The organism is Clostridium sp. (genome assembly GCF_022482905.1).
In the GTDB taxonomy this organism is placed as follows: Bacteria; Bacillota; Clostridia; order Clostridiales; family Clostridiaceae; genus Clostridium_B.
The window spans coordinates 3,470,992-3,485,441 of the sequence record NZ_JAKVOI010000001.1; the positions used below are offsets into that span (position 1 = coordinate 3,470,992).

The window sequence follows — 14,450 nt, forward strand, 5'->3', positions numbered from 1 at the left end:
ATAATATACGGATGAATTTAATGAAAAAACTTTAGGGAGGAAATTTTATGTCATCAATGGGTTTAATAAGAGTATCGTCTGCATGTCCTGTAACCAATGTTGGAGATGTGGATTTTAATCTGAAAAATATAAAATTTTGTATAGATAAAGCAGTATCTAAAAATGCAAAGCTTGTGGTTTTTCCCGAGTTGTGTGTAACTTCATATACATGTGCGGACCTTTTCCTGCAGAAAATACTTATTGACAAATCAAGAGGTGCATTGAAAAACATATGCAGTTATTCCATGAACAAGGATATATTGATTGCTGTAGGTGCACCTCTCGAGTATAATTACAGCCTGTATAATTGTGCTTTTGTAATATTCAATGGCAGTATACTTGGAGTTGTACCAAAAAGTTATATCCCGAATTATGAAGAATTTTATGAGAGAAGATGGTTCAGCTCTGGAAGGGATATAGTGGATGAAAAGATAGACCTATATTTTCAAGAGGAAATACCCTTCGGGGTGAACATGATCTTTTCCTGCGGGGATTTCAGATTCGGATTTGAAATCTGTGAAGATCTATGGAGTGTGGTTCCTCCAAGCAGTTATCTTTGCCTTATGGGTGCAAATATAATAGGTAATTTGTCTGCCTCAAATGATATAGTAAGTAAATCCGACTACAGGAAGGAACTGGTAAAATCCCAGAGTGCAAGATGTATGTGTTCATACATATATGCATCCTCGGGGGTATTTGAATCCTCTACGGATCTTGTCTTCGGAGGAGAATTGCTGATAGCTGAAAACGGCAGCATGAACAGTTGCAACAACAGGTTTCAGAGAAAAAATGAAATTATAACTTCCATTGTGGACATAGAAAGGCTGAATATGCAGAGATTGAAAAATATAAGCTTCAGGGATGCTGCAAATACTGTACCATGGAAGGTGAGAAATATAAAATTTGAGTTTGAAGACACCTCCTATGGAAAATGTGACAAGATTATTTCCAGATATCCTTTCGTACCTTCTGACAGAATGCAGATGGAGGATAGGTGCAGGGAGATATTCAACATACAGATTTCCGGACTTGGAAAGAGGGTTGAGCATACAGGACTCGAAAAAGCCGTTATAGGTATTTCCGGAGGACTGGACTCTACACTGGCACTTCTAGTTGTAGTAAAAACCTTTGACATGCTCCATATATCCAGAAAAAACATAATAACCGTTACCCTGCCAGGGTTTGGGACTACTGACAGAACTTATAATAATGCAGTTGAACTCTGCAGAAATCTTCACACTGATTTAAGGGAGATAAATATAGTTGATGCCTGCCTTCAGCATTTCAAGGATATAGGCCATGACAGGGAAATACATGATGTAACTTATGAAAATGTACAGGCAAGGGAGAGAACACAGATATTGATGGATATTGCAAACAAGGAGGGTGGACTTGCCATAGGCACCGGGGATCTGTCGGAACTTGCACTTGGATGGTGCACATATAATGGGGATCATATGTCCATGTATGGTGTAAACTGTTCAGTGCCTAAAACACTTGTGAGATATCTTGTAGGGTATGTGGCGCAAAGAGAAGTATCTGATGAAATATCACGTATTTTAACAGATATACTTGAAACTCCTGTAAGTCCGGAACTTCTGCCGAAAGACATCAGTGGAAAGATATCCCAGAAAACAGAAGATATAATTGGTCCCTATGAGCTTCATGATTTCTTTCTCTATTACTTTGTAAGAAATAATTTTGAACCGGATAAGATATTCTTTCTTGCAAAGGAGGCCTTCAGGGAATGTTATTCCGAGGATACCATAAAAAAATGGCTCAAGGTTTTCGTAAGAAGATTTTTTACGCAGCAGTTCAAACGATCTGCCATTCCTGACGGGCCGAAGGTTGGTACAGTAAGCCTGTCACCACGGGGAGACTGGAGAATGCCCTCAGATGCAAGTGTTGAATTGTGGCTCAGAGATATAGAGTAGATGATAAAGTCTATCGGGGTTAATCCTTCGATAGACTTTCTGTACCTAATTCCCGGTGAAAAATCTTCTCACTATATGTTCTTTGATATCACTTATTTCTATATCCTTGTCAACTGATACAGATGGTGTCTTGGAATATATAACGAGTTGAGTTGGATAAATACTTTTATGTCCGACTATTATATAGCTTATTCCTATTGCTATGGCTGAATATATTCCGACCTGGTTCCCAAAAAGTTCCATGGCGATTATAATGGAGGAAATAGGAATATTGGAACAGGCAGCTAAAAATGATGTCATGCCCAATGCAGAATAAAAGGCTGCATTTGAACCAGTAATCTGTGCCCAGGCATTCCCAAAGGAGGACCCAATAAAAAGCATGGGAGTCAGAATTCCGCCACTTCCGCCGGATCCTAATGTTAAAGCAGTTACCAGTGACTTGTTTATAAATAGAGAATTGCTGAATTTTTCACCTGAAACAATTCTGGTTATAATTCCATCACCTATTCCAAGGGACTGAAAGGAATTAAACATATAAGTTATTCCTATTATTAAAATACCCCCTATAATTCCTTTTAATGGAACATATATATTGATTTGTTTAAAGAACTTTTCAACATATTTAACTAAGTTTATAAAAAGTATGGCTAAAAATCCAATTATAATACCAAAGACAAATACTTCTAAAAATGCAGTTATCTGGTTATTGGGCAGATATTTTATAGTAAAAATCAGAGGCTTGTTTCCCATGTATAGTCCAATATAGTAACTTACAAAAGAAGATATGAGGGAAGGAACAAGAGCTATGTAAGAAATTTTCCCTATGTATAAGACTTCGCAGGCAAATATTGCAGCACCTACAGGAGCATTGAATATGGATACAAACCCAGCGCTTATTCCGCATACAACAAGGCGACGTCTGTCTATTATATTCATTTTAGTTATCTGTCCTATGAAAGATGAAATTGCACCGCCTATCTGTGTTGCCGGTCCTTCAAGTCCAACTGAGCCTCCGAAAATTATAGTTATAAATGTAGTTAAAAGTTTTACAGGAACTACATTTATATTCATATTTCCATTATTTTTATTTACACTTTCAATGACTTTTTCTGTACCATGACCCTTTGCATCAGGGGCAAGTTTAAGTATTATAAAACTACTCAAGAATAATGCTAATGGAAGAAATAAGTAATAAAATTTAAACTTTGAGGTAAAATCAACACCGATTACTATAATTTTTATGAACAATGTCATGAAGGACCCTACCAATAAACCTATTATTACAGATAAAAAAGTCCATTTTAATGTACTTGCAATGAAAATTGATTCATTAATGAAAAGTTTTCTGGAAGATTTCATATAAAGTCACCTCTTAATTATATTATATCATTTTCAAATATGATCACATATTTAGTTTAAGTTTAATATGTATGTTATAATGTTTATAGAACAATGGTGGGATGGAGGTGATTTTGTGGCGGTTCTTGTAATGTGGATTGCAATAGGAGTTATAGCCTTGGTAGTAGATATGTTGACAAGTGCCTTCCTATTTGTCTGGTTTACAATAGGTGCGATTTGTGCAATTATAGCCAATGCACTGGGTTATTCTATAGTAATTCAGTTTACGGTATTTATAGTTGTAAGTATAATATTGGTAGCAGTATGTTATCCTATCATCAGAAAAAATATAAAGAAAAGTGTAAAACCGACTCCACTCAGGGAGAAGACCTACAGGGGAAGAAAGATAGTTATAGATGAAGAAATGGAAAAAAACAATGCGGTAAAGCTGGATGGAGTATTGTGGAATATTGAAAATCAAGACATGAAACTGAAAAAAGGTGACATAATAGAAATATTGGGCATGAATGGAACCAGAGTATTAATAAAAAAGGGAGATGATTCCAAATGATCACAGGTATTATTTTATTGGTGATACTCATACTTGTATTGATTGCTGTTGTATCCTCCGTTAAGGTTGTAAATACCGGATATGTAAGTATAATAGAGAGATTCGGACAGTATCACAGAACACTGCAGCCGGGATGGCATTTTATAATTCCATTTGCCGACTATATGAGGAGAAAGGTATCTACAAAACAGCAGATACTTGATATTGAACCACAGGCAGTTATAACAAAGGACAATGTAAAGATATCAATAGACAATGTAATTTTCTTTAGAATATTGAATCCAAAAGATGCCATATACAATATAGAGGATTATAGAGCAGGTATAATATTTTCAACTATAACCAATATGAGAAATATAGTGGGAGATATGACTCTTGATGAAGTGCTGTCGGGAAGAGACAAGATAAATGCGGAGCTTCTCAAAGTGGTGGACGATATAACAGATGCCTACGGAATAAAAATTCTCTCTGTCGAAATAAAAAATATAATACCACCTGCGGAAATACAGCAGGCCATGGAAAAACAGATGAGGGCTGAAAGAGACAAGAGAGCTGTAATACTTCAGGCAGAAGGACAGAAACAGAGTGAAATAGCAAGGGCTGAAGGTGAAAAGCAGGCAAAGATACTTCAGGCGGAAGCCGAAAAAGAGGCAAATATAAGAAGGGCAGAAGGATCAAGGCAGTCCCAGATACTTGAGGCAGAGGGTAAGTCCAATGCTATAAAACAGGTTGCCGAAGCGGAATCCAAGGCTATTGGTCTGGTCAATAGGGCAATAATAGATTCGGGTACGGATGAAAAGGTAATAGCATTGAAGCAGATAGAAGCACTTAAAGAAATGGCAAAGAATCCTGCGAACAAGCTTATATTGCCAAATGAATCCATATCATCTCTTGGTAATATGGCGGCAATTGCAGACATACTCCAGAAAGATTCCCCGGGTAAAGTTGCTGAAAAGTAAGGTTTAATTTTAATGATATTGAATTGTTATAGATTATCGATTTCTTAAGCATAAAAATTGATAAATATTTAAAAATATGCTATAATAATAGTCAATAATTTAATATTGTGCCTAAGTAATTTAAATTATTTAGTTTTCGGTTGAACAAATGATTTTATTTGATTCGAGATTTTGACTTTTAGGGTGGAAAGTCCGACAGGGACTTTCCACCCTTTTTAGTGTTTGTAATTGAGGAGGTTTGGTATGGAAAAAACTTTGCTTGATATAGTGTTGATTCTTGTATTTACAAAAATAGGGGGAATAATCAGCAGAAAGCTGAAGATGCCGGAGGTTTTGGGTGCTTTGATAGCTGGTGTGGTACTGGGGCCAATGCTGTTAAATCTTGTTCAGTATGATGATAATATAAAGCTGCTTTCAAATCTTGGAGTGATTATGCTAATGTTTCTTGCCGGACTTGAAACCAATGTGGAGGAGCTGAAAAAGGCCGGTCTGTCTTCATTTGTTATTGCAGTGTCAGGAATAATAGTTCCTCTTGTTCTTGGAACGCTGAGTGCATATATGTTTTTCAATAATTTCTGGGAAAACATTTTTGTTGGAGTTATTCTTACGGCTACAAGTGTAAGCATTACAGTGGAGACTCTCAAGGAACTGGGTAAACTCAATACAAGATCCGGTATAAATATTCTTGGAGCGGCTGTAATAGATGATATTCTGGGACTTATACTTATATCATTAATTCTTGCAATGGCCCAGACTTCAGATCCTGGAACAGGTGCTGCGGCATCATCTCTTGTATTTGTTTTTATAAAGGTAATCCTGTTTTGTGTATGCTCCATAATTGGAATAGTATATCTGCCAAAGCATATAAATAAATTCACAAGACATGTTAAACCGGGGAGAGAACTCCTTGTATTTTCAATTGCATTTGCGCTGCTGATTGCATTTGCTGCTGAAAGTCTGGGGATAGCTGCTATTACCGGTGCATATATAGGTGGACTTATACTTTCATCACTCGCCTACAGAGAGTATCTGGAGAGAAATGTCAAGGCAATTTCTTCTGGATTTTTATCACTTGTATTTTTCGCAAGTGTCGGTATTGAGGCAAATTTAAAGGGCTTGAATTTGGAAGTGGTACTGATTACCATAGTAATGTTTGTTGTTGCACTGGTAGGAAAGGTACTTGGATGTGGAGGTGCTGCAAGGCTTCTGAAAATGAGCAGGGGTGAATCTCTTCAGATCGGTACAGGTATGATTTCAAGAGGTGAGGTAGCTATAATCACGGCCAATATAGGACTGCAGAAGGGTATAATATCCGGGGAAATATTTGTTCCCACCCTGATTGTTGTCATACTGACTACAATTGTAACGCCTGTACTGCTTAAGATGGCATTTTCACATAAAAATGAAAAACGTATGAAAATGGATAAAATCCGTCGGCTTGTATAAATTAGAATAGAAGGAGGAGTTAATATGAAGAATAAAATTCATAATGGTATCTTTGCTCCTTTTTATAGTTTTTTCAAGAGAGAGTCCGCTGGCGGACTCGTACTGCTAATGTGTTCCATTGTTGCAATTATTTTTGTGAACTGTGGTTTCTCCCAAATCTATGATAGTATACTTCATAAAAATATAACTATTGGATATGGTGAATTTTCTCTGTCCATGTCCGTGCTTCATTGGATAAATGACGGCCTGATGACTGTATTTTTCTTCGTAGTCGGTATGGAGATAAAAAGAGAATTGACGATTGGAGAACTCAAATCCATTAAAAGAACAATACTGCCTGTTTCCGGTGCCATAGGAGGTATGATTTTACCGGCGATTATATATGTAGTATTCAATTATGGCAAACCAACTATTACAGGGTGGGCAATCCCAATGGCGACGGATATTGCATTTGCCCTTGGAATACTTTCCATAGCAGCTAAAAAGGTGCCTAAAGCAATTGTGGTTTTCCTTACAGCCCTGGCTATAGTTGATGATTTGGGAGCTATAGTTGTAATCGCCATATTTTATACTGACCGGATTTCATGGATTGCATTTATTACAGGATTAATTGTCCTTTCTATCTTAATATTGGCTAATAAATTTAAAATTAGAGCTTTATCTTTATTTATTATAGGAGGTCTCGTACTTTGGGTCTGTTTTTTAAAGTCAGGAATACATTCGACAATCTCGGGTGTATTACTTGGAATGATAATGCCTGCTGGTAGGGATGTTGAAGAATTTAAAACGTCAATGTTATATAAGTTTGAATATATTTTGACACCATGGTCTTCTTTTTTGGTAATGCCGATGTTTGCACTTGCCAATTCAGGTATAATTATTGATATCAATAATTTTTCGATGATGATGTTATCACCTGTTAGTTTGGGAATTATGTGCGGGCTTTTTATTGGAAAACCTGTTGGCATATTTGGGGTTTCATATATATTGATAAAATTGGGAATTGTGGAACTTTCACCTCAAGTGACTCAAAAACATTTGTATGGTGCAAGTGTTTTTGGAGGCATTGGATTTACTATGTCTTTGTTTATTTCATCGTTAGCATTTTCGGATCAAATTATGCTTTCTACAGCAAAAATGAGCATTATGATTTCTTCGATTATGGCAGGAATATTTGGCACAATGGTTTTCAAACTAACAAAATATTAAAAAATTTAATAAATTATTGATAAATTATAAATAATCTGATATAATGATTAACATATATTTAAATATATATTAATATTTTTTAAAATTTTATAAGAAGGAGATGAATTTTTATGCAAGGAATCGTTAATGCTTTGAACAGTATAGATAGTGCCCTGTGGGGAGTACCTATGATTGTAGTACTTTTTGGAACACACATTTTTTTTACTTTCAGGACAGGATTTATTCAAAGAAAAATTTTTACCGGAATTAAATTGTCTGTTACCAAGGATTCTGATAGTGAAGGGGATGTATCGCAGTTTGGAGCTCTCAGTACTGCATTGGCTGCTACAGTTGGAACAGGAAATATAATCGGTGTTTCAACGGCAATAACACTTGGAGGACCTGGTGCCGTGCTGTGGATGTGGCTGACAGGTGTTTTGGGGATAGCTACAAAATATGCGGAATCTCTTATATCTGTAAAGTACAGAGTAAAAACAGAAAATGGATCTATGCTTGGAGGAGCTATGTATGCTCTTGAAAGAGGACTTAATATGAAATGGCTGGGAATAATTTTTTGTATTTTTACAACTGTTGCTGCTTTTGGAATAGGATGTTCAACACAGACGAATGCCATTTCATCTACCCTGAAGGACAGCTTCGGAATACCTATGTGGGCTTCAGGAATTATAATTACTGTTTTTATTGGTGTCGTTATCATTGGTGGTGTACAGTCTATTACTAAAGTATGTGAGAGATTGGTACCATTTATGGCTATATTTTATTTGATGGGATGTCTTATTATTTTAATAATGAATGTGGACGTTTTAGGACAAGCAATTACTACCATAGTTGCCGCAGCATTTTCCCCAAGTGCAGCAGGAGGCGGATTTATAGGTTCAACTGTTGCTGTTGCCTGCCGTTATGGAGCTGCAAGAGGTTTATTTTCAAATGAAGCAGGCATGGGGTCCGCTCCTATTGTTGCAGCAGCAGCTAAAACAAGGAATCCTGTTAGGCAGGCTCTTGTATCCATGACAGGCCCTTTCTGGGATACAGTTGTAATCTGTCTGATGACAGGTCTTGTAATTGTAAGCAGTATAATTAAGAATCCAGCTATTGATACGAAGACTTCTTCGCTGCTTACAAGTGCAGCCTGGCATCAGATCCCTGTAGTTGGGTCTGTTATAATAGCAATTGCCCTTACAACATTTGCACTCTCTACAGTACTGGGGTGGTCATACTATGGAGAAAGAGCCGCTGAATATCTTTTTGGCAGGAATATCATCAAGCCTTATAGAGTTTTGTGGGTAATAGTAGCATTTATAGGGACTATTGCAAGTCTGAATCTTGTATGGACAATTGCAGACATATTAAATGCATTGATGGTAATCCCGAATGTCATAGCAATGTTTTTACTTAATGGAGTTATTGTATCTGAAACCAAAAAGTACATTAATAATCTGGATCTGCCTTCTGAGGAGAAGGAAAAAGTTTCCTAAGTTGGGTATTAAAAAGGTACTGTACATTTTGTCTTTAGAAAATGTACAGTACCTTTTTTAGATAAATAAATTTACATTTGAATCTTCAGCTTCTCCTAAATAGTAGCCAACACCGCCTATTTTAACACCATCGATAAGTTCTTCTTTTCTGATTCCCATGACATCCATGGACATCTGGCAGGCGACTATCTGTATTCCACTGTCTACAGCTGATTTTATTAGTTCTTCAAGTGAAGTTATATTTTTATTTTTCATGACTTTCCGTATCATTTTGGCACCAACTCCAAGCATGTTCATATTTGAAAGCTTCAATTTTTTACTGCCCCTTGGCATCATGAAGCCGAACATGGAGTCCATGAAGCCTTTTTTTACCGGTACCTTTTCTGGCTTCCTCAGAATATTCAAACCCCAGAATGTAAAGAACATTGTAACTTTTTTGCCCATTGAGGCAGCTCCATTTGCTATGATGAAAGAAGCTATTGCTTTGTCCAGATCACCGCTGAACACTACGATGGTTTTATCATCTCTATATGGATTTTTTAATTTATTCACTGAGTTTTTTTTTATGAGTGCCGATATAGTTGTACCATTTTTGCTTAAATCAACAAGTCCATTGTTTGTTTTATTGCACCATGATTTTATGTCTTCGTAAAAACCTGGATCTGAGGCTGTTACTTTAAGAATCTGACCATCATCTAATTCATCAATGGATTTTTTAACCTGCATAAGTGGTCCTGGACAGCAAAGTCCGCATGCATCCAGAGCCTTATCGTAAGTTTTATCGCAGGAAGTTGAACCAAGGGCTACTTCCGATTTAATATTTTTACTGTCTGTATAAAATTTATCAGGTTTAAAATTTAAATTCAATATACTTTTGTATCCACCAGTTATGTTCTTTACCTTGTATCCATGCTGTGAAAGTATTCTGGAAGCAATGTATCCTCTTAGACCGACCTGGCAGTATGCAATAATTTCCCTGCTTTTATCCAGTTCGTTCAATCTTTTGCGCAGATCATCTACAGAAATATTTATAGAGCCTTCAATGTGACCATTGTTATATTCCATATCTGAACGGACATCAAGGATTATGGAATCCTTTTTATCATAGTTTACAAATTCTTCAGGGGTAATGATGTCCATTTTACCGGAAATAACATTTTCAGCAACAAAACCTGCCATATTCACGGGATCTTTTGCTGATGAAAATGGTGGTGCATAGGAGAGTTCAAGTTCTGTCAGGTCAGATACTGTACCTCCGAGTCTCATAGTTGAAGCGATGACATCAATTCTCTTGTCAACGCCATTGTAGCCTGTAGCCTGGGCACCTAAAATTTTACCGCTGTTGTTGAATATTAATTTTAAAGACAACGGCGACGATTCTGGATAATAAGATGCTGTGAGGCAGGGTGAATATAGATGACTTTATATGGTATGTTGTATTTTTTTAGAGTTCTCTCATTATTTCCAGTGCTTGCGGCGGTTAGATCAAATACTTTGATTATTGCAGTACCCTGTGTACCTTTGTACTCTGAATCCAGTCCAGCTATGTTGTCGGCAGCTATTCTTCCCTGCTTGTTTGCAGGACCGGCAAGGGCAATTGCAGTATTTTGCTTGTTAACAAAATCCGTTACTTCGATGGCGTCACCTACAGCATATATATTTGGTATATTTGTTTGCAACCTATTATTTACCAGTATGTGGCCTTTAGCTCCAAGTTTTATTCCGCTGTCCTTTATAAAATTGGTGTTAGGTGTTACACCTATTGATAATACAACTAAATCTGCTATAATTTTTGTATCGCTGTTTAGAGTGATTTCGACGGCATTATCAATATCTCTAAAAGATTTTACACCATCACCTAGAATCAGGCCAACACCATTTTGTTCCAGTCCTTTTTCTACTGCAGTTACCATACCGGAGTCAAAGGAAGAAAGAATATGAGGAGCGGTGTCCACTAAAGTAACCTTGAGACCCCTTTGTTTTAAATTTTCAGCCATCTCAACACCTACGTAGCCGCCTCCAATGATTACAGCACTGTTTATATCTTTTCTATCAACCAATGATTTTATATTGTCTGTATCTGGAATATTTCTTAAAGTCAAAATTCTATTGCTGTTTATACCTTCAATTTTTGGACTGACAGCTTTTGCACCGGGTGATAATATTAAATAGTCATAACTTTCTTCATAGGTACCTTTATTTTTACTTTTTACTTTAACTGTTTTTTTATTGGTGTCAATATCTATAACTTCACTGTCAATTCTTACATCTATGTTGAATCTGCTATGCATGCTTTCAGGTGTTTGTACCAGCAGGCGTCCTCTGTCCTTGATTGTCTCACCTATATAATAAGGCAAGCCGCAATTTGCAAAAGAGATGTAGTCATCTTTTTCAAATAACACTATTTCCGAATTTTCATCCAATCTTCTGAGCCTTGCTGCAGCAGATGCACCTCCTGCAACTCCACCGACAATCAATATTTTTTTACTCATAAAAAATCCTCCTTTAAAATAAAACTTCAAGCAGCTTTATAACTACTGGATTGCAAATTCTGTAGTTGATTTCAAGACCATTTCTTGTACCTTCTATAATCCCTGCGGTTCTTAATTTCTGTATGTGTTGGGATAATGTAGACTGAGGTATTTCAAGGCAATGCTGCATATTGCTTACATTGCATGTCCCTTTTTCCAGCAATCCCTTGACAATGCAGAGCCTGACTGGATGTGCCAGTACTTTGAGAATTTCGGCCTTTTCATTGTATTTCATAAAATCCTTATTCATAATTTTACCTCTTTTATAATATAAATATATTGCTATATTTGTATATTACGATATAACGATAAAATAGTCAATAGAAATTAAGAATATTGAACTTATTGTCAGAATAAATAAAAGAGTATATCATATAGATAAATGATGATTAGGAGATAGGACAATGCCAAATACTATAAATAAGATAAGTACACTTAGTAATAGGGATAAAAACCTATTTGATATCATACAAAAAAATGGTCCTGTTACTAAAAATAAATTATTAGATATTACCAAAATGAAATCAAGTACATTAAATCGCAGTATTAAATTTTTACTTAGTGAAAAAATTATTGTTGAGACTGCAATTGGTGAGTCTACTGGTGGTAGAAGACCTATTTTATATGATATAAATCCAGATGATTTTTATGTTATAGGTCTGGATATATCAAGGACATATATTCAAGTTGTTATAACTAACTTGAAAATTCGGGTGGCAAGCGAAAGAACTTTTAATGGTTTTTATAATTCAAGTGATTTAATTGAAATTATTTCTAATTGTATAGAAAATTTAATGCTGAAATTAAAAATTGATAAATCTATGATTTTGGGAATTGGAATTGGAGTAGTTGAAAATAAAGATGTTTACAAGAATATGCTGAAAAAAGAAATTGATGTACCTGTATTTGTGGATAATGGTGCTAATACAGCTGTAATTGGTGAATACTATTTTGGATTGGGAAAACGTAAAAGTAATATCTCATATATCAACTGCGGTGTAGGGATAAGAACAGGTGTGATATCCTCTGGAGTACTCATACGTAAAATAAATAATTCAGAAGATGCTCTGGGTCATATGATTGTGGACATAGATGGAGAACTGTGCTGGTGCGGTAACTATGGTTGTGTGGAAAGTTATGCATCAATAAAAAAAATAACACAAAAATTTATATCTAAAGTAAAGAAGGGAAGGGGAATACATATAGATAAGAATTTGGAAGACATAAATTATATTGATGTATGCAATTTGGCGGAAGATAAAAATGAAATTGCAATGAACATAATATTAGATGCTGCAATTCATTTTGGAACCGGCCTGGCCAATTATATAAAATTATTTAATCCTCAATTGATAATTTTAAGTGGTCCGCTTATTAAACATTCACCTTTATTTTATAAGATTTGCGCAGGAATAGCATTAAAAAAGTGTCATATTGACAAAAATGAAAAAATTGGATTCAGTCGGGGAGGCTATTTTGGAGATAAATCTATGGCTGTGGGAGCAGCGGTAATGGTTGTACAAGAAATGATAAAATTATAAACTTACATGTTAATTTACAAGCAGGAATATTGATGTGTATATTTTTAATTATTGGTTCAATTTTTGGTGCAAAAATAGCTCATATTATACCATTGGCAATTTTAAAGAAGAGTTTTGGACTACTTATGGGGGTCAGTTCAGTTTGAGACACCTTTTTTTAATACAAATTGGCGTGGAGACTATTTGGAAATTGTAAGGATTTTAAAGAATATAGGTTTTGAAGTAAATGTACTCTTTGGATCACAAAGTGGTGGAGCAAAAGAATGGAAGGAAATTCCCAAAGCACAATTTAATCTTGTAATATCACCCTGGGTAGGAGTAAATATTGTGAAACACCTGGGAAAAAATATAATCAGCCTTATTTCATATTCCTGTAATACCTGTTGGTGAGGAAGCTACTACAGCTTTTATAAGACAATTAGTTGAATATACAGGAATCGATGCTGGAAAAGCAGAAGCGTTTATTGCAGAAGCTGATTTCGGTTCAGGAGTTCCATTGATATTGGGTTCAACATGGGAATCCGATGTAGCACGACAAAAAAATGCATTGCTAATAGAAATAAATTCACCTTCTTCCGAGACGGTAGTGCTGAACAGATGTCATATAGAGGTGCTCTGCAGTTGATAGAGAGAATTTATACATCAACTATAGGCGGAAAGTAAGAAATAAATTTTACAAATAATAGATAGATCTTGTTAGGACATATCTATTATTTTGGGGAATTATTATGGAATACTACTGGCAATGAATAATGAAAGCCATATGAGTTAAGAGGTTCATGTACAATTTTGAGAGAGACTTAGAGGCAGATTTCCTTTGTCTACTCACTTTGTAGTTGTATGTAAAAAAGAAGACGAACCTGGAAAAACAATAAATTATGCAGTGGGCAATAAAAGAGGATTTATGAATTATCTTTTAGATGACAGTACTATTTCCAAAAACCTATCGGAAAAGAGCATAAGAGCATTTATAATAGGAAGGAAAAATTGAATCTTCAGTGGAAACCCCAGGAGCTGAATCTAGTGCCGCGGTTTATAGCATAATTGAAACGGTTCAGGCTAATAGATTGGAACCTTATAGATACCTTGAATTTTTGTTTAAAAATCTATCTGGTATTCAGTTTCAGGCACATCTTGAATTCTTAGAAAGATATCCACTTTGGGATCCATGGGTACAATCCTCCTGTAAAAAAGGCAAATAAAAAGTTATGATCATTCTAACGAATGTCCATAACTTTTTTTATTTTTCCAAATGTATACAGTGTAATTCACCGCTTATGTTTAAATAGTTAGGATAAGAAAAAATCGTTGTTAAAAATATAGTTAATAAATTATTATATGGTCAATCTATTTCCTATCAGATAGGAAATAGATTGACTATGTTAAACCATGAAGTGATGATAAAAT

Annotated in this window: 10 protein-coding genes, 2 pseudogenes and 1 other annotated feature; of the genes and pseudogenes, 9 read left to right on the plus strand and 3 right to left on the minus strand. The window is 35.4% G+C overall.

Going from position 1 to position 14,450, the window contains the following annotated elements; translation table 11 throughout:
• Window positions 1–47 precede the first annotated feature (47 nt).
• Window positions 48–1,973: an NAD(+) synthase gene (locus tag LKE46_RS17180; protein ID WP_291725294.1), complete on the plus strand. Its 1,926-nt coding sequence runs from the start codon at window positions 48–50 to the stop codon at window positions 1,971–1,973.
• 45 nt (window positions 1,974–2,018) lie between these two features.
• On the opposite strand, the gene LKE46_RS17185 is transcribed toward LKE46_RS17180, so the two are convergent.
• Window positions 2,019–3,332, minus strand: a complete 1,314-nt coding sequence (locus LKE46_RS17185; protein ID WP_291725297.1) for a chloride channel protein — start codon at window positions 3,330–3,332, stop codon at window positions 2,019–2,021.
• Window positions 3,333–3,411: 79 nt separating this feature from the next.
• Between LKE46_RS17185 and LKE46_RS17190 the strand changes: the two genes are divergently transcribed.
• The 5 genes from LKE46_RS17190 (at window position 3,412) to LKE46_RS17210 (ending at window position 8,971) form a co-directional block, all read left to right on the plus strand.
• Complete coding sequence (locus LKE46_RS17190) at window positions 3,412–3,882, plus strand: NfeD family protein (RefSeq protein ID WP_291725299.1); 471 nt, start codon at window positions 3,412–3,414, stop codon at window positions 3,880–3,882.
• Window positions 3,879–4,841: an SPFH domain-containing protein gene (locus LKE46_RS17195; RefSeq protein ID WP_291725301.1), complete on the plus strand. Its 963-nt coding sequence runs from the start codon at window positions 3,879–3,881 to the stop codon at window positions 4,839–4,841. The genes LKE46_RS17190 and LKE46_RS17195 overlap by 4 nt, the downstream gene beginning before the upstream one ends.
• Window positions 4,842–4,979: 138 nt before the next feature.
• Window positions 4,980–5,034: a sequence feature (sodium ion sensor (DUF1646 type); this cis-regulatory element may regulate processes involved in with the transportation of sodium ions), on the plus strand.
• A 50-nt stretch (window positions 5,035–5,084) separates the two neighbouring features.
• A complete protein-coding gene (locus LKE46_RS17200) occupies window positions 5,085–6,287 on the plus strand; it encodes a cation:proton antiporter (protein ID WP_291725303.1) in 1,203 nt (400 codons plus the stop codon).
• 24 nt (window positions 6,288–6,311) lie between these two features.
• The gene (gene nhaA, locus LKE46_RS17205; RefSeq protein ID WP_291725305.1) at window positions 6,312–7,496 is read left to right on the plus strand and encodes a Na+/H+ antiporter NhaA; all 1,185 of its coding nucleotides are present in this window, start codon (window positions 6,312–6,314) and stop codon (window positions 7,494–7,496) included.
• A gap of 110 nt (window positions 7,497–7,606) precedes the next feature.
• Window positions 7,607–8,971 carry an alanine/glycine:cation symporter family protein gene (locus tag LKE46_RS17210; RefSeq protein WP_291725307.1) on the plus strand — a complete coding sequence of 455 codons (1,365 nt, stop codon included), beginning with the start codon at window positions 7,607–7,609 and terminating at the stop codon, window positions 8,969–8,971.
• Between the two features lie 57 nt (window positions 8,972–9,028).
• On the opposite strand, the pseudogene LKE46_RS17215 reads toward LKE46_RS17210, so the two are convergent.
• Window positions 9,029–11,463, minus strand: a pseudogene (locus LKE46_RS17215) (CoA-disulfide reductase).
• 13 nt (window positions 11,464–11,476) lie between these two features.
• Complete coding sequence (locus LKE46_RS17220) at window positions 11,477–11,752, minus strand: ArsR/SmtB family transcription factor (RefSeq protein WP_291725309.1); 276 nt, start codon at window positions 11,750–11,752, stop codon at window positions 11,477–11,479.
• 154 nt (window positions 11,753–11,906) lie between these two features.
• On the opposite strand from LKE46_RS17220, the gene LKE46_RS17225 reads away from it, so the two are divergent.
• The 3 genes and pseudogenes from LKE46_RS17225 to LKE46_RS17815 all read left to right on the plus strand — a co-directional run bounded on the left by LKE46_RS17225 (window position 11,907) and on the right by LKE46_RS17815 (window position 14,034).
• A complete protein-coding gene (locus LKE46_RS17225; RefSeq protein WP_291725311.1) occupies window positions 11,907–13,043 on the plus strand; it encodes an ROK family protein in 1,137 nt (378 codons plus the stop codon).
• Between the two features lie 141 nt (window positions 13,044–13,184).
• A pseudogene (locus tag LKE46_RS17810) lies at window positions 13,185–13,706 on the plus strand (nitrogenase component 1); the annotation flags it as partial.
• Window positions 13,707–13,860: 154 nt separating this feature from the next.
• Window positions 13,861–14,034: an IS66 family transposase gene (locus tag LKE46_RS17815; RefSeq protein ID WP_434735202.1), complete on the plus strand. Its 174-nt coding sequence runs from the start codon at window positions 13,861–13,863 to the stop codon at window positions 14,032–14,034.
• Window positions 14,035–14,450 lie beyond the last annotated feature (416 nt).